Source organism: Citrobacter sp. Res13-Sevr-PEB04-36 (assembly GCF_015672735.1).
In the GTDB taxonomy this organism is placed as follows: Bacteria; Pseudomonadota; Gammaproteobacteria; order Enterobacterales; family Enterobacteriaceae; genus Citrobacter.
Window position 1 is genome coordinate 1 of record NZ_JADABY010000078.1, and the last position, 22,441, is coordinate 22,441.

At 49.5% G+C, this 22,441-nt stretch carries 18 protein-coding genes, 1 other RNA gene and 1 pseudogene; 11 read left to right on the plus strand and 9 right to left on the minus strand.

Going from position 1 to position 22,441, the window contains the following annotated elements:
* Nucleotides 1–841: 841 nt before the first annotated feature.
* The 5 genes from rnpB to garP all read right to left on the minus strand — a co-directional run bounded on the left by rnpB (nt 842) and on the right by garP (nt 5,504).
* An RNA gene (gene rnpB / locus IMQ48_RS21885) (RNase P RNA component class A) lies at nt 842–1,218 on the minus strand.
* Nucleotides 1,219–1,250: 32 nt separating this feature from the next.
* The gene (gene garK, locus IMQ48_RS21890; protein WP_196210643.1) at nt 1,251–2,396 is read right to left on the minus strand and encodes a glycerate 2-kinase; all 1,146 of its coding nucleotides are present in this window, start codon (nt 2,394–2,396) and stop codon (nt 1,251–1,253) included.
* 66 nt (nt 2,397–2,462) lie between these two features.
* Nucleotides 2,463–3,353, minus strand: coding sequence for a 2-hydroxy-3-oxopropionate reductase (gene garR / locus IMQ48_RS21895; RefSeq protein ID WP_045447929.1), 891 nt, complete (start codon nt 3,351–3,353; stop codon nt 2,463–2,465).
* 30 nt (nt 3,354–3,383) lie between these two features.
* Nucleotides 3,384–4,154, minus strand: a complete 771-nt coding sequence (gene garL / locus IMQ48_RS21900) for a 2-dehydro-3-deoxyglucarate aldolase (protein ID WP_196210644.1) — start codon at nt 4,152–4,154, stop codon at nt 3,384–3,386.
* 15 nt (nt 4,155–4,169) lie between these two features.
* Nucleotides 4,170–5,504: a galactarate/glucarate/glycerate transporter GarP gene (garP, locus tag IMQ48_RS21905; protein WP_196210645.1), complete on the minus strand. Its 1,335-nt coding sequence runs from the start codon at nt 5,502–5,504 to the stop codon at nt 4,170–4,172.
* Nucleotides 5,505–5,912: 408 nt separating this feature from the next.
* Between garP and garD the strand changes: the two genes are divergently transcribed.
* Nucleotides 5,913–7,484, plus strand: coding sequence for a galactarate dehydratase (gene garD / locus IMQ48_RS21910; RefSeq protein WP_196210646.1), 1,572 nt, complete (start codon nt 5,913–5,915; stop codon nt 7,482–7,484).
* A 48-nt stretch (nt 7,485–7,532) separates the two neighbouring features.
* Here the strand turns inward: garD and IMQ48_RS21915 are convergent, their stop codons facing one another.
* Nucleotides 7,533–8,471 (minus strand): sugar kinase, encoded by a 939-nt coding sequence (locus tag IMQ48_RS21915; RefSeq protein WP_196210647.1) that lies wholly within the window; start codon nt 8,469–8,471, stop codon nt 7,533–7,535.
* A 10-nt stretch (nt 8,472–8,481) separates the two neighbouring features.
* Complete coding sequence (locus tag IMQ48_RS21920; RefSeq protein ID WP_196210648.1) at nt 8,482–9,315, minus strand: DeoR/GlpR family DNA-binding transcription regulator; 834 nt, start codon at nt 9,313–9,315, stop codon at nt 8,482–8,484.
* A gap of 339 nt (nt 9,316–9,654) precedes the next feature.
* Between IMQ48_RS21920 and IMQ48_RS21925 the strand changes: the two genes are divergently transcribed.
* The 10 genes from IMQ48_RS21925 to IMQ48_RS21970 all read left to right on the plus strand — a co-directional run bounded on the left by IMQ48_RS21925 (nt 9,655) and on the right by IMQ48_RS21970 (nt 20,503).
* Nucleotides 9,655–10,509, plus strand: a complete 855-nt coding sequence (locus IMQ48_RS21925) for a tagatose bisphosphate family class II aldolase (RefSeq protein WP_196210649.1) — start codon at nt 9,655–9,657, stop codon at nt 10,507–10,509.
* Between the two features lie 10 nt (nt 10,510–10,519).
* Nucleotides 10,520–11,434 (plus strand): 1-phosphofructokinase, encoded by a 915-nt coding sequence (gene pfkB, locus IMQ48_RS21930; protein ID WP_196210650.1) that lies wholly within the window; start codon nt 10,520–10,522, stop codon nt 11,432–11,434.
* Between the two features lie 25 nt (nt 11,435–11,459).
* Entirely contained in the window at nt 11,460–12,890 is a 1,431-nt protein-coding gene (locus tag IMQ48_RS21935; protein ID WP_196210651.1) for a PTS fructose transporter subunit IIC, read from the plus strand.
* A complete protein-coding gene (locus IMQ48_RS21940) occupies nt 12,877–13,683 on the plus strand; it encodes an HPr family phosphocarrier protein (RefSeq protein ID WP_196210652.1) in 807 nt (268 codons plus the stop codon). The genes IMQ48_RS21935 and IMQ48_RS21940 overlap by 14 nt, the downstream gene beginning before the upstream one ends.
* 359 nt (nt 13,684–14,042) lie before the next feature.
* Nucleotides 14,043–15,302, plus strand: coding sequence for a sugar ABC transporter substrate-binding protein (locus IMQ48_RS21945; RefSeq protein WP_196210653.1), 1,260 nt, complete (start codon nt 14,043–14,045; stop codon nt 15,300–15,302).
* Nucleotides 15,303–15,374: 72 nt separating this feature from the next.
* Nucleotides 15,375–16,319 carry a carbohydrate ABC transporter permease gene (locus IMQ48_RS21950; RefSeq protein ID WP_196210654.1) on the plus strand — a complete coding sequence of 315 codons (945 nt, stop codon included), beginning with the start codon at nt 15,375–15,377 and terminating at the stop codon, nt 16,317–16,319.
* Between the two features lie 9 nt (nt 16,320–16,328).
* Nucleotides 16,329–17,153, plus strand: a complete 825-nt coding sequence (locus tag IMQ48_RS21955) for a carbohydrate ABC transporter permease (RefSeq protein ID WP_196210655.1) — start codon at nt 16,329–16,331, stop codon at nt 17,151–17,153.
* 11 nt (nt 17,154–17,164) lie between these two features.
* Entirely contained in the window at nt 17,165–18,271 is a 1,107-nt protein-coding gene (locus tag IMQ48_RS21960) for an ABC transporter ATP-binding protein (protein ID WP_196210656.1), read from the plus strand.
* 36 nt (nt 18,272–18,307) lie between these two features.
* Nucleotides 18,308–19,564, plus strand: coding sequence for a Gfo/Idh/MocA family protein (locus tag IMQ48_RS21965; protein WP_196210657.1), 1,257 nt, complete (start codon nt 18,308–18,310; stop codon nt 19,562–19,564).
* A gap of 18 nt (nt 19,565–19,582) precedes the next feature.
* Complete coding sequence (locus IMQ48_RS21970; protein WP_196210658.1) at nt 19,583–20,503, plus strand: ROK family protein; 921 nt, start codon at nt 19,583–19,585, stop codon at nt 20,501–20,503.
* 33 nt (nt 20,504–20,536) lie between these two features.
* On the opposite strand, the pseudogene agaR reads toward IMQ48_RS21970, so the two are convergent.
* Both agaR and IMQ48_RS21980 read right to left on the minus strand, forming a co-directional pair.
* Nucleotides 20,537–21,306: pseudogene (gene agaR / locus IMQ48_RS21975) on the minus strand (transcriptional repressor AgaR).
* A gap of 320 nt (nt 21,307–21,626) precedes the next feature.
* Nucleotides 21,627–22,430: a DeoR family transcriptional regulator gene (locus IMQ48_RS21980; RefSeq protein WP_196210659.1), complete on the minus strand. Its 804-nt coding sequence runs from the start codon at nt 22,428–22,430 to the stop codon at nt 21,627–21,629.
* Nucleotides 22,431–22,441 lie beyond the last annotated feature (11 nt).

Below are 22,441 nucleotides of genomic sequence, written 5' to 3' on the forward strand. Positions count from 1 at the left end.
TTGCCTCAATTGTTTATAAAAGAACATTGCATTTATTATTATTTAAAATAAAGAACACAAACAACCATTAAAAATAACAATTTGTTAACACTGTTTTTTGGTGATTTATCAGCAAGTAATTTTGTGATGGCGATCGATTGCGTACGTTTTCTCTTGATAGAAACGTATCGCACAGCGTTTTGTGTTTGTTGTCACAAAACTGGAAATATTCAGCAACACCTTTACCGCTGTAAAAGACGTTTTGCATATAAATAATAGGAAAATAAAAATTAGATTTACCGCAAATTTAGCGAATGGCGGCACAAGCACCCTATCCAACCTATAAGAAACCGGGAGTCTGATCCGCCTGGCTAGCTCAGGACCATCAGGCAGAATGAGTGCCCACAAAAGCAAAAACCCCACCGAAGCGGGGTTCTATAAAGAGTGAAGCTGACCGATAAGCCGTGTTCTTTTGAGCATAGCGTCGTGGACAGTCATTCATCCTGCCCACAAAAACAAAAACCCCGCCGAAGCGGGGTTCTATAAAGAGTGAAGCTGACCGATAAGCCGTGTTCTTTTGAGTATAGCGTCGTGGACAGTCATTCATCCTGCCCACAAAAACAAAAACCCCGCCGAAGCGGGGTTCTATAAAGAGTGAAGCTGACCGATAAGCCGTGTTCTTTTGAGTATAGCGTCGTGGACAGTCATTCATCCTGCCCACAAAAGCAAAAACCCCGCCGAAGCGGGGTTCTATAAAGAGTGAAGCTGACCGATAAGCCGTGTTCTTTTGAGTATAGCGTCGTGGACAGTCATTCATCCTGCCCACAAAAGCAAAAACCCCGCCGAAGCGGGGTTTTATAAAGAGTGAAGCTGACCGATAAGCCGGGTTCTGTCGTGGACAGTCATTCATCTAGGCCAGCAATCGCTCACTGGCTCAAGCAGCCTACCCGGGTTCAGTACGGGCCGTACCTTGTGAACCCCTATTTGGCCTTGCTCCGGGTGGAGTTTACCGTGCCACGGACTGTTACCAGCCGCGCGGTGCGCTCTTACCGCACCCTTTCACCCTTACCTGATCCCACTTGCGCGGGCCATCGGCGGTTTGCTCTCTGTTGCACTGGTCGTGGGTTTCCCCCCCAGGCGTTACCTGGCACCCTGCCCTATGGAGCCCGGACTTTCCTCCCCTCCGCCCGTCTCCTCCGAAGAGGACGACGACGAAGCGGCGACTGTCTGGTCAGCTTCGGCGCGAAGTATAGAGGGTTTGCAGGCCAATGTCACCCCGCACTGCGCATTCCTATCGCCAGCGTGGCAGCAATGTTTCTGGAAGACCGATAAATGTTATCAAATGCCCCACGGAAGGCCTCTTCCAACGAGCCTATGCTGGTCAATACGCTAAACACCGCGTCGATACCATATTGATGCACTACACCTACATCGCGTGTCAGACTGCCCGCAATACCAATTACCGGCTTGCGATATTTCTTCGCCACACTTGCCACGCCAACAGGCACTTTGCCGTGAATACTCTGGCTGTCAATGCGTCCTTCACCGGTGACCACCAGCGTACAGTCATGAATATGCTCTTCAAGATTGAGCGCCTGGGTCACAATCTCTATCCCGCTACGCAGTTCTGCACCTAAAAATGCCATTAATGCCGCCCCCATACCACCGGCTGCTCCGGCACCAGGCACATCCTTCACGTCGACCCGTAACGATTTTTTTATGATGTCGGCAAAGTGAGACAAATTACGATCCAGCTCGATAATGCGTTCTTCAGTCGCACCCTTCTGCGGGCCAAAAATGCGGGATGCTCCGTTTTCGCCGGTCAGTGGATTCGTCACATCACAGGCAACACGAATCGAACAGGTTTTTAAGCGTGGATCCAGACCCGAGATATCAATAGCGTTCAGACTATTCAGGCAACCGCCGCCATAGCCAATTTCAGTACCGTTGGCATCGCAGAGTTTCGCCCCCAGAGCCTGTACCATCCCCGCTCCGCCGTCGTTGGTCGCACTGCCGCCAATACCAATAATGATATTTTGCGCGCCGCTCTCCAGCGCCTTAAGAATCAACTCTCCAGTGCCGCGAGATGTCGTAATTATGGGATTACGTTTTTCCGGAGGAACCAGCGCCAGACCACTGGCTGCCGCCATTTCGATAAACGCAGTATTGCCATCTCCGGACATGCCCCAGCTGGCATTCACTTTTTCGCCCAGCGGCCCCGTCACCCACGCGGAATGTTCAGTCCCCTGCGTGGCAGCAATCATCGCTTCGACGGTTCCTTCTCCACCGTCGGCGAGCGGAACAGAAACATAGTGCGCATCAGGAAAAATTTCCCGAAATCCTTTTTCTATCGCCTGCGCTACCTCAGTGGCAGAAAGGCTTTCTTTATAAGAGTCTGGGGCAATTACGATTTTCATAGTTATGTAGCCTGACAGTGCCGCGCAAGGCAAGAATTACAGGGCGCGCAGTCGCGCCCTTCTTGTTTAGCGAGTGACTTCCACTTTCGCCAGTTTTTCGTAGTAACATGCCAGAGCACTGTGGTCAGCCGTTCCCAGGCCGTCAGCACGTAGCGCCTGCATCATTTCCATTACCGCTGCGGTCAGCGGAAGCTGTGCGCCCACACCGTGTGAGGTATCCAGCGCATTCGCCAGATCTTTGATATGCAGGTCGATACGGAAACCCGGCTTAAAGTTACGATCCATCACCATCGGCGCTTTCGCATCCAACACGGTACTGCCCGCCAGACCGCCGCGAATAGCCTGATACACCAGGTCCGGGTTCACACCCGCCTTGGTTGCCAGGGTCAGCGCCTCAGACATCGCCGCAATATTCAGCGCCACGATAACCTGGTTTGCCAGTTTGGTGACGTTACCTGCGCCGATGTCACCGGTATGCACCACGGACCCCGCCATCGCTTTCAGCAGATCGTAGTACTTATCGAAAATCGCTTTATCACCACCAACCATCACTGAAAGGGTGCCATCAATCGCTTTCGGTTCGCCGCCGCTGACTGGTGCGTCCAGCATATCCACACCTTTCGCTTTCAGCGCTTCGCTGATTTCGCGGCTCGCCAGTGGTGCGATGGAGCTCATGTCGATAAGAACGGTGCCCGGTTTCGCGCCTTCGATGATACCGCCTTCGCCCAACGCCACTTCTTTTACGTGTGGAGAGTTCGGCAACATGGTGATGATCACATCGCACTGTTCAGCAATCGCTTTCGCCGTGGTAGCGGTTTCTGCGCCTGCGGCGATAACTTCCGCAATCGCTTCTGGGTTACGGTCAGCAACCACCAGCGAGTAACCTGCCTTGAGGAGGTTTTTACTCATTGGTTTACCCATAATACCGAGGCCAATAAAACCTACTTTCATTGTCATGTCTTTATCTCTCTATACTGTCGATGGTGGTTATTTCTTAAAAGAATCAGCCAGTTTTTGCGTAGCCGAGCGGAACACGCCGAGATCGCTACCGACGGCAACAAACGTCGCGCCCCAGTCCAGATAGCGACGGGCATCTGCATCAACCGGTGCCAGAATGCCGCTTGGCTTGCCATGTGCTTTTGCACGAGCAAAGATGTGCTGAATCGCCTTTTGCACTTCCGGATGGGAGGCATTGCCCAGGTGGCCTAACGCGGCGGCCAGGTCGCTTGGGCCGACGAAAATACCGTCCACGCCTTCGGTTGCGGCAATCGCATCCACGTTATCAACACCCTGCTGACTTTCGATCTGCACGATGATGGTGATGTTTTTGTTTGACTGTGCGAAGTAGTCCGGCACGGTGCCAAACATATTGGCGCGGTGGGAAACAGACACGCCGCGAATCCCTTCCGGTGGATAACGGGTAGACGCCACGGCGTTGGCCGCTTCTTGTTCAGTCTCAACAAACGGGATCAGGAAATTGTAGAAACCAATATCCAGCAAACGCTTGATGATCACCGGCTCATTGGTCGGCACACGCACAACCGGCGCGCTGGAACTGCCTTTCAGCGCCATCAACTGTGGGATAAACGTCGAGATATCGTTTGGCGCATGTTCACCGTCCAGCACCAGCCAGTCAAAACCGGCCAGGCCTAATACTTCGGTACTGATCGGGCTTGCCAGCGCGGACCAGCAACCAATCTGAATCTGATGCGCTGCAAGCGCCGCTTTAAATTTGTTCGGGAAAATCGTGTTATTCATCGCCTATACCTTTGTTTATTTCTGCAATTCCATACGTTTAATGTCACCGACAATAAACAGGTAGCAAACCATCGCCATCAGCGCCGAGCACCCTACAAACACCAGCGCAGCATTAAATGAGTGCAGCTCGCTCACCAGGTAACCAATCACCAGTGGGGTTACGATGGAAGCTACGTTACCAAATACGTTAAATACGCCACCGCACAGACCAACAATCTCTTTCGGGGCGGTATCGGAAATCACCGGCCAACCCAGCGCGCCAAAACCTTTACCGAAGAACGCCAACGCCATCAGCGCCACCACTAAGGTCGTATTATCTGTGTAATTGCACAGGATAATGGTTGAGGCAAGCAGCATTCCGAGCACGATCGGCAGCTTACGCGCCAGGGTGATGCTGGCGCCGCGTTTGATCAGGTAATCTGAGAACACGCCGCCCAGTACGCCACCGGCAAATCCACACAGCGCCGGAATAGACGCGACCAGGCCGACTTTCAGGATCGACATGCCTTTTTCCTGTACCAGGTAGATAGGGAACCAGGTCAGGAAGAACCAGGTGATGGTATTGATAAAATACTGCCCAAAGAACACCCCCAACATCATGCGGTTTGTCAGCAGTTGCTTGATGTAATGCAGTTTCGGACCGCTCGCCGCAGCACTGCCCGGCTTCTTGTGATCCATATCCACCACCGCGCCGTTATCCGAGATAAACTTCAGCTCTTCCTGCGACATCCGCGGGTGATCGGTCGGGTTATGGATCAGTTTTACCCACAGTCCGGTCAGCACAAAGCCAATCACGCCCATCACGGTAAAGACATGTTCCCAGCCCCAGGCGAAGGTCAGCCAGCCCAGCAACGGTGAAAACAGCGCCAGAGAGAAATACTGTGCGGAGTTGAAAATCGCAGAGGCCGTGCCACGCTCTTTGGTCGGGAACCAGGCTGCAACAATACGGGCGTTAGCCGGGAAGGAAGGCGCTTCCGAGAAGCCCAGCATAAAACGCATGATAAACATGGAGATCCCCGCCCAGGCCAGCGGGAACATATCGACAAAACCCTGCAGGAAGGTAAACAGCGACCAAAAGAAAAGACTGTAGGTATAGACCTTCTTCGAACCAAACTTGTCGAGTAGCCAGCCTCCAGGGATTTGCATCAGCAAATAGGCCCAGCCGAAGGCGGAGAAAATGTAACCCATTGATATAGCGCTGAGCTGCAGCTCTTTTGCCACTTCAGTACCGGCAATGGACAGCGTCGCGCGGTCCGCATAGTTAACGGCGGTGACAATAAAAATTATCAGCAGTATTAAATATCGGGTGTGCGTACCTTTCTTTTTCTCTACAACCGTATCCAGTATCATTCTATTTTCCTCTGGCACATAAAATGTTTTTATTATTATTTTTGAGGGGGTATTCAGTGATAAACCACAGAAAGATAAATCACACTGTTATTTATCAATCGCTATTTATTCGCTATTAAACCGTGATTCAGTATAATCAGCGCAGCATCGTTAATCATTGTGCAAACGCTCACTAATCGAATAGAATTAAAATATTATCTTATGCATATGCACATAACCATGGGCGCTGATGCACACATTTACGTATTGATACCCTTGCTGGCACGGCCTTCCTGAGTTTAAGTGATCTCGTTCACATTCTTAAATTAAAACTCCTGACATTCTTATTCCACGACACTGAGTCTTTATTACTTATAATTAGATTCGATATATATCTATTATCACCACCTGGCTGGAGAATACTGGACAATGGCCGACATCGAAATTAGACAAGAATCGCCCACGGCGTTTTATATTAAAGTACACGACACTGATAATGTGGCGATTATTGTCAATGACAATGGTCTGAAAGCCGGGACGCGTTTCCCGGACGGACTGGCGCTGATTGAACATATTCCCCAGGGTCATAAAGTGGCGCTCACGGATATTGCTGTTCACGGCGAAATCGTGCGCTATGGCGAAGTGATCGGTTACGCCGTTCGCGACATCGCACGCGGTAGTTGGATTGATGAGTCAATGGTTGAGCTGCCCAAAGCCCCGCCGCTGGAGACGCTGCCGCTGGCCACCAAAGTGCCGGAGCCGCTTCCTCCTCTTGAAGGCTACACCTTCGAAGGCTACCGTAATGCCGACGGCAGCGTGGGCACCAAGAACCTGCTCGGCATCTCCACCAGCGTGCACTGCGTGGCGGGGGTGGTGGATTATGTGGTGAAAATCATTGAGCGCGATCTGCTGCCAAAATACCCGAACGTTGACGGCGTGGTGGGGCTCAACCATCTGTATGGCTGCGGAGTGGCCATCAATGCACCGGCCGCAATCGTGCCGATTCGTACCATCCATAATATTGCCCTGAACCCGAACTTTGGTGGCGAAGTGATGGTTATCGGCCTTGGCTGCGAGAAACTCCAGCCGGAACGCCTGCTGGAAGGCACGCAAGATGTGAAAAGCATACCGGTGGACAGCGCCAGCATTGTCAGCCTGCAGGATGAAAAACACGTAGGCTTTAAATCGATGGTTGAAGATATTTTGCAGGTTGCCGAGCGCCATCTGGTAAAACTCAACCAACGCCAGCGTGAAATCTGCCCGGCCTCTGAACTGGTGGTCGGCATGCAGTGCGGCGGCAGCGATGCGTTTTCTGGCGTCACCGCTAATCCGGCAGTGGGCTACGCCTCCGATCTGCTGGTGCGCTGCGGCGCCACCGTGATGTTTTCGGAAGTGACTGAAGTGCGCGATGCGATCCATCTTCTGACCCCACGTGCGATTAACGAAGAAGTGGGTAAACGCCTGCTCGAAGAGATGGCCTGGTACGATAACTATCTCGATATGGGCAAAACTGACCGTAGTGCCAACCCGTCTCCGGGCAACAAGAAAGGTGGCCTGGCAAACGTGGTAGAAAAAGCGCTGGGTTCCATTGCTAAGTCCGGCAAGAGCGCCATTGTGGAAGTGTTATCACCGGGCCAACGCCCGACCAAACGTGGGCTGATTTACGCAGCAACGCCTGCCAGCGACTTTGTTTGCGGCACGCAGCAGGTCGCTTCCGGGATCACCGTGCAAGTGTTCACCACCGGTCGCGGCACACCGTACGGTCTGATGGCGGTTCCAGTGATTAAAATGGCGACGCGTACCGAACTGGCCAACCGTTGGTTTGACCTGATGGACATCAACGCCGGAACCATCGCTACCGGTGAAGAAACCATTGAAGATGTCGGCCTGAAACTGTTCGAGTTCATTCTCGACGTCGCCAGCGGGCGTAAGAAAACCTTCTCGGATCAGTGGGGGCTACATAACCAACTGGCGGTGTTTAACCCGGCACCAGTGACCTGATTATCCCAACCAGTGAAATACCAGAAGATGTCATTGTCATCTGGTATTTCACTCCATCAGCGCCTTAATCTGCGCTAACGTTGACGTACCTTCCATTGGTCCACGCGTTGATATTGCCAACGAGCCTGCCGCATTAGCATGGGCCAACGCATCAGGAACAGCATATCTAGCAAGATACAGGCTGACAAACGTTGCGCCAAAGCAATCACCAGCACCTGTGGGATCGACAACGTCAACCGGATAACCCGCAACGTGATGCTGCTCGTTCTGAGAATAATAACTGGCACCGCGAGGACCGCGTTTAATCACAATATGTTTAATTCCCCGGGCAAGCAGGTTTTCTACAATCTGAGTCTCCTCGCGTGACTTGCTCAAACCGAAATAGTCCAGTTCACCATCACTTGGCAGGAAGAAATCGGTGTAATCCAGAATGTATTCAAAGGCCTGTGACATCTCACGAATATTCAGCATCTCTTTACGAATATTTGGATCGAACGAGATAGTCCCTCCGTTCTCTTTAACAATGCTGATAGCTTTACGCACGGCATCAATCAGACGAAAGGAAAACAATGAAGAACCCATAATGTGGAAGTGATTACATTGCTCAAGCAGCGTTCCATCGAGATGCTCAGCGCTTAGCAGCCCACAAGCGCTATTGGGCAAATTGAAGATAAAATCGCGTTGTGCCTGTGTGCGATAGCTAACGAACGCACTGCCTGTGGTGGCGTTAGGAAGAACGGAAATTCCCTTAACGTTCACGCCATCTCGTCTCAGCCGGGCGATATTCATCTCCCCAAATGCATCATTGCCAACGCAACTAAACAGCAAAGACTGGAAGCCCAACTTAGCGACCTGATCGGCAAAGATAGCTGGAGCCCCACTGGGATACGGTCCCCAAAATTCGCCAGGGGACGAAAAACCCTGATTCTCTTTTTTCGCCAAAAATTCGACGAGTAATTCACCAAGTGTCGCAATAGTCATTTTCATGCGTTGTCCTTCACCTTGCCGGATGCAGGGTGGGATTTATCCAGGTCAGACATTCATTGTTGGTGTAGCTATTGGTCAATCCAACGGCGATAAAACGAGAATGATACTCGGCAGCAACAATCTGCGGGGTCACCACCGCACTAAGTGCGCTCAACTTACCTACAGAATATCTTGCTTCACCATAAACTGGACGTTGTGCAATGACCGCCACGCATCGCTGGCTGAATTTGAGTGATTCCGCCAGTATTGCTGCAGCGCTTTCGCTTGCTACACTCAGAATGCCATCTTCGCTAACGTGATCAATCATCACAACGCTACAGGTTGGCTGAAAACGCTGGATAGACTGAATAGCAATTTCGCCTTCCAGCCTCTGTCCGCTACAGTCCAGAGTACCGCCCAGCAAAACAATTTCACCGTCGATATAATCCCGCGCAGTAGCCACATGACCGAGATCATTGAACGCCAGGCACAACTCACGAGATTCGCCAAGCAAGGGGATTGCCTTACGCGGAACCACTCCCGCCCCGAGAAAAAGCGAATCTTCATCAGCAACCAGGCGGGCAACCTGCTTTGCCAGTTCAAGCTCTGCGCAACGATCCGACTCCTGCATCCGACTCATATCCTGAGCGACAGATGCTCTAACCGGCTGTGCGGTGTAAATCGCCCCGCCAAAAGACCGTTTCAGGTAACCCTGCTGCTCCAGGTAATTGAGATCATTACGGATCGTCACCCCTGAAACCGCTAACATTTCAGCCAGATCGTCCACTTTGATTTCACCATTCTTACGAACGATTTCGGCAATGTCCAGACGCCTCTTTAGCAGGCTGGTAGATGGTTTTGCCACAACATACCCTTTTTATATGACATGTCGGAAGTCTCTTCCGCTCTTTAACTTTCATTTTTAAATTTCCTCTGAGTGATGTCAATTACGTATCGTTCACGAAGATGAAAAAAAATCAAAACATCTCAGTAATATCAATAGATTATAAGAAATTTGCTTTTCTTTATTAACTTACAAAAAAAAACTCACAGTCAATAAATAACTTTCATTTCATAAAGTTCATTGCGATTTTGCGTAGCTGATCACAATCATAACGACAAATGATCGTTACATTACTTTCAAAATGAAGGTTAAAAAAAGACAATCACTTTAATTTAGAAAGAAAACTATAGAGAGAAACCTATGTTCATTATTTCCAGCAAAAATATGCTTCAGAAAGCGCAACGCGATGGCTACGCGGTACCGGCTTTTAATATCCATAACCTGGAAACCTTGCAGGTCGTTGTCGAAACCGCAGCGGAAATGCGCTCACCGTTGATCGTGGCGGGTACGCCCGGAACTTTCAGCTATGCCGGGACCGGAAATATCGTGGCGATCGCAGGCGATCTGGCTCGAGAGCACAATCTCCCTCTGGCAATTCACCTCGATCACCATGAATCAACGGGTGATATTGAAAGTAAGGTGCTGGCGGGAATACGTTCCGTCATGATTGATGGTTCCCATTTCCAATTTGAAGAAAACGTGGCGCTGGTGAAGAAAGTGGTCGATTTTTGCCATCGCTACGATACGAGTGTAGAAGCAGAGCTGGGACGTCTGGGCGGTGTGGAAGACGATCTGATCGTCGACAGCAAAGATGCGATGTATACCAACCCACAACAGGCTCGCGAATTTGTTGCGCGGACCGGAATTGACTCGCTGGCCGTTGCCATCGGCACCGCGCACGGACTGTACGCCGCAGAGCCCAAACTCGACTTTGACCGTCTGGCAGAAATCCGCGCACAGGTCGATATTCCTCTTGTACTGCACGGTGCCTCCGGACTGCCAGAAAGCGATATCCGCAAAGCCATTAGTCTGGGGGTATGCAAAGTAAACGTCGCGACAGAATTGAAAATCGCTTTTTCTGATGCGTTAAAGCAGTACTTTGCGCAAAACCCTAACGCCAACGATCCACGTCACTATATGCAGCCTGCAAAACAGGCGATGAAAGAAGTCGTACGCAAGGTGATCCACGTCTGCGGTTGTGAAGGACAGTTGTGAGGGAATGTCGGTGATCTATACGTTAACGCTCAATACCGCGATTGATATGAATATATTTAGCGATCCTTTACTGCCAAACATTGTGAATCGCACGCACCATACGGAATATTGCCCAAATGGAAAAGGTGTCAACGTCGCCCTGGTACTGAATCATTTCCAACAACCTGTACATATACTCGGTATTTTTGGTGGATTCACTGGTCGTTATATTGTGGAGGAGTTACGTAAAAAGAAAATTTGCGTATCTCCTGCCTGGGTGAATGAGCCAACAAGAATTAATATCTTTATCAATGATGGTCACCAGGAGTACAAACTGGTCAATCCCGGCTCATTTATTCCTGATGATTGTAAGCAACAAGTATTGAATGAAATATCACGATTACCCGACGCTGAGTATCTGGTTATTAGCGGCAGCTTACCTCAGGGGATTGAAAGTAACTTTTATGCTGAAATTATGCAGATTTGTCAGAAAAAAGAAATTGCGGTAATTCTGGATATTAGCCATTCATCATTACGTCAATTACTGGAGTTTAATCCATTATTAATTAAACCAAACGATGAAGAGATAAAGGCCATTTTCGGTTTAACCGTAACTGATGATTCTCAGGCAAAAGATGCCTTTGCAGAGTTGCATTCTCTCGGCGCACAGAATGTTTTACTGACGCTAGGAGCCAAAGGTATGTACTTCTCAAACGGTATTGATAGTTGGTTTTGCACCGCACCCATTATTAAACTGGTGAGCTCAGCCTGTGCGGGTGATGCCTCGCTTGCTGCATTCCTAAGCCATTGGTTAACCACTGGCGAAGTGGAATATGCTCTGGCACTTGCCAGCGCAACGGGTGCAGATGTCGCAAGCTCAGCCGGACTCGGCCAACTTGCGGCTATTAATACATTACTTCCTCAAATCCAGGTCCGAAAGCTGTAAACAAAAATAAACTAAAGGTCTGCTTATGAAAAAGATCATTGCAGTTACCGGCTGCCCTACCGGTATTGCTCATACTTTTATGGCTGAAGAAGCTTTAAAACATGCAGCTAAAAAAATGTCTGTCGAAATAAAGGTGGAAACCAATGGTGCCAGCGGTGTCGAGAATGCTATTACGCCCACTGATCTTATTGATATAGCGGGTGTAATTATCGCAGCCGATAAAGATGTGTCTCCCGACCGTTTTAACGGTTTACCAGTAATTGAGGTTCCGGTAAAGGAAGCAATTCATCACCCAACCGAACTAATTAATAAAATCATCAATGGAGAGGCGTCAATTCGTAAAGGAACCCAAATCATTTCACAGAATACTATTGAAAAGGAATCTTTTGGTCGTCAGATTTACAAACACCTTATGAGTGGTGTTTCGAACATGCTGCCATTTGTGGTTGCTGGCGGGATACTCATTGCTGTTTCTTTTTTGTGGGGTATTTATTCCGCCGACCCTAAATCACCGGAATATAACGCCATTGCCGCGATGCTGATGAAGATTGGACAGCAAGCGTTTTCCATTATGGTTCCTGTTTTTACGGCATATATCGCTTATTCTATATCCGGTAGACCCGGAATGGTGGCTGGCTTCGTCGGTGGCTTACTGGCTAACGTAACGGGTGCAGGTTTTCTCGGCGGTATCATTGCGGGTTTTGCCGCAGGCTATCTCATGCTGTGGGTAAAAAATCAGCTTGATGGTTTACCTCGCCAGTATGAAGGACTGAAATCTATTTTTATCATGCCGCTAATTGGCGTCCTGGCGATTGGTATCCTGATGGCGCTGCTCGGACAGCCCGTTGCCGCTATCAATAACGGCATGATGAACTGGCTTGCATCATTACAGGAAGCCAATCCTATTCTGCTTGGGATTGTCGTCGGTGCAATGTGTTCATTCGACTTTGGCGGCCCGGTCAATAAGGCAGCCTACGTTACCGGCACACTGCTACTCGGCCAGGGTAATTACTTCTTTATGGCAGGCGTTTCCGCTGCCTGTATCACTCCTCCACTGGTCATCGCACTGGCAACGACCTTCTTCCCGAAAGGTTTTAGCGAGGAAGAGCGTGCCGCCGGTATGGTGAACTATATCTTGGGGTGCACACACATCACCGAAGGCGCAATTCCTTTTGCCGCAAAAGATCCGCTACGCGTGATCCCGATGATGATGATCGCTTCAAGTATTTCAGCCGTTCTCAGCTACAGCTTGCATATTCAGGTTCCCGCACCACACGGCGGATTCCTGATCCTGCCATTAGTCAGTAAGCCTATTGCCTGGGTGTTGTGCATTTTGGCAGGCTCCGCATGCGGCGCCATCATGCTCGGCTCGTGGAGACTGTGGCTCAATCGCAAACAACCTGTCAGTCCAGACAGCAGCACCATTGAGACGGGAGGTCAGAATGCAACTTTGTGAACAGGATATTTTTATCAGTGATGAGCGAGTCGATAAAACCACTGCACTCCAGCGTGTCTCGGAGAAACTGGTTGAAGCCGGAAATACTACGCCGGAATATTTACAAGGTATGCGGGATCGTGAAGCGCAGATCTCAACGTACCTCGGGAACGGAATTGCCATCCCCCATGGAACACCAGAAACTCGTGATGCCGTCCTGAATACTGGTGTCAAGATTATCGTATTTCGTCAGGGCGTCGCATGGGATGACGAGAACGTGGCGCATATGGTCACCGGTATTGCGGCGCGTTCTAATGAACATCTTGAGATCCTGCGTCAATTAACCCGCGTACTAAGTGATGACAGCGTTCCACAGGCACTACAACGTGCCGAAACACCAGCCGAGGTATTAGCCATTCTGACGGGAACAGATGCACATCAGGCTCAGCCGGAAGCGCGGTTGGAGGGTGAACAGGCCATCTTTGTCATTCAAAATCCACACGGGCTGCACGCCAGGCCAAGCGCGGTATTGGTGAAGTTTATCAAGCAGTTTGCCAGCCACATCACGATTGAAAATCTTGATAATGCCACGGGGCCGGTTGATGGCAAAAATCTGATGAAAGTGGTCTCATTAGGAGCCAAAAATGGTCATCGTATGCGATTCACTGCTCAAGGTTCAGATGCTCGCCAGTCCCTGCGGGAAATCGGACAAAGCATTGAAGAAGGATTAGGTGAGATAGTCTCAGTGTCCGCGGCTCCCCCAACCGCAGCGGCACAGCCAAAACGGAGCTGGCTATTCCGTCTGTTTAGCTAAATATGCATGCCGGATGACCCCATCCGGCTTTTACAATCCTATTGGCGGCTTACTCTCATTTCAGTTCATAACGGATTAGTGATAGCGCTCGCATATTTAATGCTTTTTTTGGCACCCTCTTTTTTTCACTTTTATCAGTGCGGGAAAATTAACCACTTGAAAGTAAAGCAAATTATATCACCCTTCATGTTGGTGATATTTTCGTTTTGCTAAAAGAGAAACCTACCGAAAGACAACCCTATTTTTATATGATAATCCCTTCTTTTTTCCCCTTTGACTTTCCCCCAGGTTATACAGATTATTCAATGGCTCTTGTAATTTACCTCCCAAGCATTCTGACCTGAATAAAGAGGGAAGTTATGTCTACCCTGAATAAAAATAACATCGCATTGGTGTGCCTTATTTCATGTTTACTGGCTACACCTGTCGTCGCGAACGCTGAAGGCCAGGCTGACACTAAGCCTGTTAAATTACGCTACACGCTGTGGGACCGAAACCAGCTTCCCGGCGAGCAGCAACTGGTAAATGAGTTTGAAAAAAATAACCCCGACATTAAAGTTGAAATTGAGTTAACCCCTTACGATCAGTATTTCATCAAACTGAGTTCGGCGGTGGGTGGAAATGTTGCCCCAGATGTATTCTGGATGAATATGCCTAATTTCCAGCAATATGTTAAAAACGGTATGCTGGAACCACTGAGCGAGTATTTAAAAGATAAGTCATCACCCAATCTTGATGACTTTGTTAAAAGCTCAGTAGAGGCCTATCAGTACCAGTCCAAACAATATGCCATTCCCCGTGATATTGACGCTATTGCCGTCTGGTACAACAAAAAACTTTTCGATCAGGCTGGTGTTACCTGGCCAGATAAAAACTGGACATGGGACGATTTAAAACAAAAGACTGAACAACTGCGTAAAGGACTGGATAAGCAATCTTATCCACTGGCTATGGAATTCAGCAGCGGACAGGACAGTTACTTTAACCTGCTATTGCAGGCCGGAGATAAGATAGTCTTGCCGGACGGGAAAACAGACGTCGCCAACGACAAAGCCATTGCCATGTACCGCGATGTTCAGGGCATGTTGAAGGCTGGCCTTATCCAGCCACCAGGAGAAATGGAGGCCTCAGATGTCTTTCAGTCCAACCGGTTAGCCATGGTCTATGCAGGCTCATGGTGGGCGCTGCCATTCTCACAAAACGAGCTGATAAAGGATCATATCGGCGTGGTTCCAATGCCCAAAATGGCGGAACAAGCGGGTGTATCCCATAGCCTGGCATTTGCGATGTCAGCAAAAAGCCAACATAAAGAAGCAGCCTGGAAATTCATTGAATTTATGAGCTCCGAACATGCACAAAAAACGCTGGCAACAGGAAAAGTCGTTATTCCAGCCAACCAAAAAGTGGCTAAAGAGTGGGCGGCAGGTTTTAAAGATATTGACGTTTCCGCCTATATCGACTCGCTGGCTTTTTCGCATAAGTACCCAACCGCAGGCTCGAACACGGCTAAATGGAATAGCATCCTGAATGATGGTTTGAAAAAAGTCTGGACGGGTAATGACCCAGAGAAAGTCATGCCCGGTGTTGCAAAACGTGTTGAACGTGAAATGCAGAAATAATCCTGAGGGAGCACAGCTCCCTCTCACCTCCGCCCTATTGTTTGATCGTAAAGTGAGCATCCCGGAGTCTGTATGAGCTATTCAGATGAAGCTGCATCCCCGCAATTACCGGCCAGGGAAGAACAGAAAAAAGCCCTTTCTAAGCTGGAGAAAGAAGAACGATTTTGGGGTTGGATAATGATCCTTCCTCTGCTGGTGGGATTAATAATTTTCTACTTTACACCATTCTTCCAGAACGTTTTCTATAGTTTCACCGACCTTGGTGAATTTCAAATATGGACCACGCTAAGCTTAGATAATTATATTAATTTATTTAGCGATGATGAATTTCGCTCAGCAATATATAACACGCTGGCCTATGTCTTTATTTGTGTACCGATTATCACCATCCTATCATTACTGCTAGCCATTGGTCTGAATCAAGCAATACGCGGTCAGTGGCTATTTCGCACATTGCTGTTCCTGCCCGCTGTCACCATGCCTGCGGCGATTGCGATGGTCTGGCAATGGCTTATGAACCGTAACTTCGGTTTAATTAATCAGATCCTGGCTTTCTTTGATATCCCCGCCATAGGTTGGTTATCCGACCCCGACGTTGTCCGCCTGAGCGCCTCACTGGTCATTATCTGGTCGGCGATTGCGCTAAAGATGATCATTCTGCTTGCCGGGCTACAGGGGATCCCCAAACAGATTTATGAAGCGATGTCCCTGGACGGCATCAGCAAATTACGCGGATTCTGGTCTATCACCTTACCGTTGATGATTCCGACGCTGTTTTTCGTTCTGGTGATCTCGTTTATCGAAACGCTGCAAATTTTCGATGTCGTGTATCTGCTGTTTGGCAGTTCGTCCATGGTTGACGATCAAACGATGACCATCGCCTATCTCTTCTACAAATACGCCTTCATCTACCACGAAAAAGGGTATGCCTCAGCCATTGCCGTAGTGATATTTGTGATCACGATGGTACTGACCTTGCTGCAGGTATGGCTTGGCAAACGACTTAAGGCACAGTAAGGCACCGCTATGTTTATGACAAAACGTGAAAAATGGCTTATTTACGGCCTGATGACCCTGGCGACGCTGGTCACGGTGGTTCCCTTTATCTGGATGATCATCACATCTTTTAAAACCCAGGCAGAAAGTATCGCCTTTCCCCCGGTCCTGCTGCCCGCCAGTCCAGGGTTTCAGGCTTACTACAAAATCTTACATGAAATGCCCTTTGGCAGTTTTTACGTTAACTCGATCATCTCCACGTTAGTCATCGTTATTTTGCAGACACTGATTGCGGCCATGGCGGCATATGGTTTCTCGCGCCTGCGTTTCAAAGGGCGCGATGTCCTGTTTATGCTGTGCATTTCGATTCTGATGGTGCCCGGACAGATCTTTTTGATCCCGCAGTTTTTAACCGTTGAGAAAATGGGTCTGTTGAACTCTATTCCAGGTCTGGTGCTTCCAGGATTATTCAGTATTTATAGCGCCTTTTTATTGCGCCAGTTTTTTCTGTCCGTACCGAAAGAACTTGAAGAAGCTGCCATTATGGATGGCTACAACCACCTGACGATATTTTTCAAAATCATGCTGCCGTTAATTAAACCAGGACTGATTGCCTGCGTCATTATTAACGGACTATGGAGCTGGAATAATTTGATGTGGCCACTGATCGTCAATACGTCAATGGACAAAATGACGCTACCTGTAGGACTGGCCTCGCTTTCTGGCCGCTCAGGTGTTGAATATCCGATGTTAATGGCGGGCGCATTGCTGGCGATTATCCCTATGTTGTTACTTTATATTTTCTTCCAGCGCTATTTTATTCGCGGCATCGCAGGTGCCGGAATTAAAGGATAAGGGGCAGTGTTATGTCAGGTATTCAGTTACAGGCAGTAAGCAAAGTCTATCCCAATGGTTTTCAGGCGATTCATGGCGTTGACCTCGAAATTCACGATGGCGAATTTATGGTTTTTGTTGGGCCATCGGGCTGCGCAAAATCAACACTACTACGCATGATCGCCGGACTGGAAGATATCACACAGGGTCATATTGCCATCGGGAAACGCTGCGTGAACGATCTACTGCCGAAAGAACGCGGCGTTGCAATGGTCTTCCAGAACTATGCCCTGTATCCCCATATGACGATTTATAAAAATATGGCGTTCAGTCTGCAGGGAAAAATGAACAAGCAGGAAATTGATGTGCGCGTACGGGAAGCGGCGCACAAGCTGGAAATTGAAACGCTACTTGATAAAAAACCGGGCCAGCTTTCAGGTGGGCAATGCCAGCGCGTGGCCGTTGGCAGAGCCATTGTGCGCAAGCCTGAAGTCTTTTTATTTGATGAACCGCTGTCTAACCTCGATGCCAAATTGCGTGTTTCGATGCGTGTACGGTTGACTGAGCTTCACCGCCAACTGCGTAGCGAAGGCGTCAGCGCCACGATGGTGTATGTCACCCACGATCAAATTGAAGCCATGACCATGGGGGATCGGATTTGCGTTCTTAACGGCGGCCGTATTATGCAGGTCGATACCCCCGGCAATATCTACCATCATCCAAAGAATAAGTTCGTGGCCGGTTTTATTGGTAATCCCGCGATGAATATTCTGCTTCTCAATGTCGAATCCGGCGGTCGGGGACTCCGCCTGGCAGACAATTTGATCCTGCCATTGAATACGCGACTGGCTGGCCTGCTGGAGCAATATCCGCATACCAGCGTCTGGTTTGGCATCCGTCCGGAAGCTATTCAGCTAGCGCCACAGGGTGATAATTCCGCATTCAACGCAAAAATTGCCAACGTAGAAAGAATGGGCAATGAAGATCTCCTGCATTTTGATATTGGTGAGCAACATATGATTTTGCGAATTAACTCCTCACCGGACTGGAACCCTCTACCGGGCGAATCTATCAACGTTAAATTTAATCTTGAAGCCGCCTTTTTATTTGATAAGCAACATGAAGAGAATTTGGCCTGACCGTCATTCGGGCTGGGTACAAAATGAGAGGTTTATATGTGTGCAAATAAAGTGACTGTTTTAGTGGTAGGGGCAGGTGCGCGCGGCGAAATATATTCACGCTATGCGCTTGAGCATCCGGACAGAATGCAGGTGATCGGCGTTGCTGAACCCAGAGAAGCTTATCGCCAGCAATTTGTTGAGCAGCACAACATTGATCGAAATAACGTATTTCACGACTGGCAAGAAGCCGCTGACCAGCCAAAAATGGCTGACGTGGTGCTTATTTGTACGCAAGATAATATGCACAAAGACCCTGCAGTGGCATTTGCCAACCTTGGCTATCATATCTTGCTGGAAAAACCGCTCGCCCCGACGCCAGAAGATTGTCGTATCATCATTGATGCGGTCAAACGCAATAACGTCCTGCTGGCCGTCGCCCACGTTCTGCGCTACACGCGCTATACGCAAAAACTGAAATCCCTGCTTGATGACGGCGCGATTGGTGACATTGTCAGCATGCAACACCTCGAACCGGTCGGCTACTGGCATCAGGCCCACTCTTTCGTACGCGGTAACTGGCGTAACGAGGCGGAGTCATCGTTTATGCTGCTGCAAAAATCCTGTCATGATATGGACTGGATCCGCTACATCATGGGCGACAACTGCCGGGATGTGGGTTCGTTTGGCAGCCTGAGCCATTTCGTAAAAGAAAACCAACCGGCAGGAGCAGCAGATCGCTGCCTCGATTGCCAGGTTGAGCCAACATGTCCCTGGTCCGCTTGCAAAATTTATCTGGGTGAAAATCACAAATGCACTCCACACTTCCGTCGCGTTCTGACCGCCGATCCCAGCGAAGAGAATGTACGTCAGGCATTGCGTGAAGGACCATATGGCCGCTGCGTTTATCGTTGTGATAACGACGTGGTGGACCATCAGGTTGTTAACTTACGTTTTGCCCACCAGCAGACGGTGACGTTTACCATGACCGCATTTACCAAAATGGAAGACAGAAAGACACGTCTGTTTGGTACCCGAGGTTATCTGGAAGGAGATGGCGAGCAGATTCGGGTGTTTGATTTCCTGACCGACAAAGAAACTGTCCATGAAATCGAGGAGATCGCCGAAGGGACGCAAACACAGATGGGGGGCCATGGCGGCGGTGACTACTATCTGATGGATCGCTTTATCCACGCAGTGATGGCGGAAGATCAGAGCATGATCCTCTCCGGCCCGGATGAGTCACTGGAGAGCCACTTAATGGTCTTTGCCGCAGAGCGCGCACGCAAGGAAAACTGTCTGGTGAAGCTGTAAAGCCGGAGGAGATGAAGCATGTTTTACGGTGTTGATATTGGCGGAACAAAAACAGAAATTGTCGCCTTTGATAAGGAAATGCAGGTTTGCTGGCGCAAGCGCGTTGCCACGCCGGTTCAGGATTATGAGCTCTTTCTTTCGACTTTTACTTCTCTTATTGATACCGCCGACTGGGCGACGGGCACACAGGGTAAAATTGGCATCGGGATGCCCGGATTAATGGACAGACATACCGGCAAATTGCTGTCATCTAACGTGCCCTGCCTGACCGGGCGTCAGGTGATGGACGACCTGGCTCGTCGCCTTAACCGTTCGGTTGAGCTGGACAATGACTGCTGCTGCTTCGCGCTGTCGGAAGCCCATACCCAGCAGGCTCGTCAGTTCTCCAGAATTTTTGGCGCTATCATTGGCACCGGAATGGGCGGAGGGTTAGTCATCAATGGCCAACTGTATCGGGGCCGTAACCGAATGGCGAGTGAGTTTGGTCATTTACCGCTTCCGGCAACGTTTATGCGTCGATATCACCTGCCCGAACTGAAGTGTGGCTGTGGCCTACAAGGCTGCCTGGAACGTTATCAATCCGGTCCTGGCCTACTTTGGCTGCACAAGCACTTCAGCGGTGAGCAGCTCAAGATGGAGACCCTACTGGAGCACTATCGTCATGGCAACGCCAGTGCGGTAACAACTGTTGAGGCGTGGATAGATATGCTGGGCTGCACGCTGGCACAATTACAGCTGATCCTGGATGTCGATGCCTTTGTCCTTGGTGGCGGCGTTTCCAATATTGAGGAAATCTATACGTTACTGCCTACCGCCATGTCGCGTTATCTTTTCCCGGGGCTGGAGCCAGCCCGTGTATTCCCTGCCATCCATGGCGCATCGAGCGGCGTACGTGGCGCAGCATTGTTACTGGTAGAGCAAGGAACGCCTGTCCACTAAAACAGTGGTTGGCGAGCGCGTCTCGCCAACCTTTTATTCGTCGGCTATCACCACATCAATACCGAGCTGGATCAAAGCCTGATGGTAATGATCCGGAATACCGCTGTCAGTAATGATGCGATCAATCCCGCTGATTTCGCTAATCATGCAAAAACTTTTGCGACCAAACTTGCTGGAATCAGCCACCACGGTAACTTCCTGCGCAACCTGACACATCACCTGGTTGAGGTGCGCCTCACCCGGATGTGGTGTGGTAATCCCCGCTTCCAGACAGAATCCATCCACACCTAAAAACAGCTTATCAAACCGATATTGCCTGAGCTGGTGCTCCGCCGACGGACCATACAGGGAATACACGCTCTGCCTTACATTTCCGCCCAGAATCATGACATCCACACGTTCAAAGTTAGCGAGCTCCCAGGCTATGTTAAGCGCATTGGTCATCACTACCAGATCGCGGCGATTTTTTAGCAGGGGGGAATGAGCGTGGTCGTCGAACCGGAATCAAGAATTAACGTGTCGCCATCTTTCACAAAACTGGCGGCTTTCTCCGCAATGCGTGATTTCACGTCGCGATTCAGTCGGTCCTTATCCTGCAAGGGCCGATCAAGCGCAAAATGTTGATTTAGTACCGCACCACCGTAAGAGCGCATGACGCACCCTTTCTGCTCCAGATAACGCAAGTCGTTGCGGATCGTGACAGATGACACACCAAAATGGACGCTGAGCGGCTCCACACGAACACTGCCTTGATCGCACAGCAGGTCGATAATCTGTTCGCGACGTCTTAAGTTATCCAGCATTTCTATTGCTCCATCAAATATTCATGTTGTTATGTTTTAGCGCTTTAGCACTTTCGTTTTGTTTTGAATATATTACATCAGAAGCCATAAGGTGAATTTGTGAACACTATTCCAGCGTTGATTTTCGGAAAAAACAGGGTTTTTCTTTCACTGTAGACAAACCGAAAGGGGAAAAACGAAAAAATGAAAGGAGGTAGGTGAAATGAGGTGGTGGAAAAAGGCTGAAAAACGAAAGCGGGCTCGCTGAAAAAGCCCGCTTATTTTTTATTTCTGTTTAATTGAAGGAAATCACACTTCTGAATTTTAATGCCAGGACGGCATTACTGAACAATGATCACCTCGACACCACTACGGTGTAATTCTTGTAGGCATTCCGCTGGAATACCTTCATCAACAATAATGGTATGAATACGTTGCGTATCAACGATCTTATGCAGACTGGAACGATTGAACTTGCTGGAATCAGTCACCACAATAATCCGTTCTGCCACTTCGCACATCCGGCGGTTAAGCCTGGCTTCGTCTTCATTGTGCGTACTGACACCGCGTTCTAAATCAATAGCATCGACGCCGAGAAACAGCATGTCGAAGTGGTAATTCTGCAAAGACTGCTCGGCCTGATCGCCATAAAAAGACAGCGACTGGCGACGCAGATGTCCGCCGGTCATCAGCAGCTCAACACCTTCAGCTTCCAGCAAGGCACTGGCGACGTTCATACCGTTAGTCATTGCAATCACATCGGTATGTTGGCGCATCAGGCGAGCAATTTCATAGGTCGTGGTACCAGAATCAAGGATCACACGATGCCCAGGCTTGATCAGTTCAGCGGCAGCCCTGGCAATGCTGCGTTTTACCGCAGTATTCAGCGAGCTTTTGTCTTCAACTGAAGGCTCAGCCCCAGGCGTGTTGCTGTCGCAGATCAGCGCCCCGCCATAGGCACGAACGGCAATGCCCTGCTTTTCCAGAAAAGCCAGATCGTTGCGGATCGTCACCGTAGAGACACCGAACAAAACAGAAAGATCGTTCACCTGCACGCTTCCTTGCTGCCGCAACCGCTGGATGATCTGCTCACGCCGCTCGCTGGTACCTGTTACCCGCTTACTTGCAGAATCAGTATTGCTCATAAGAAATCCTT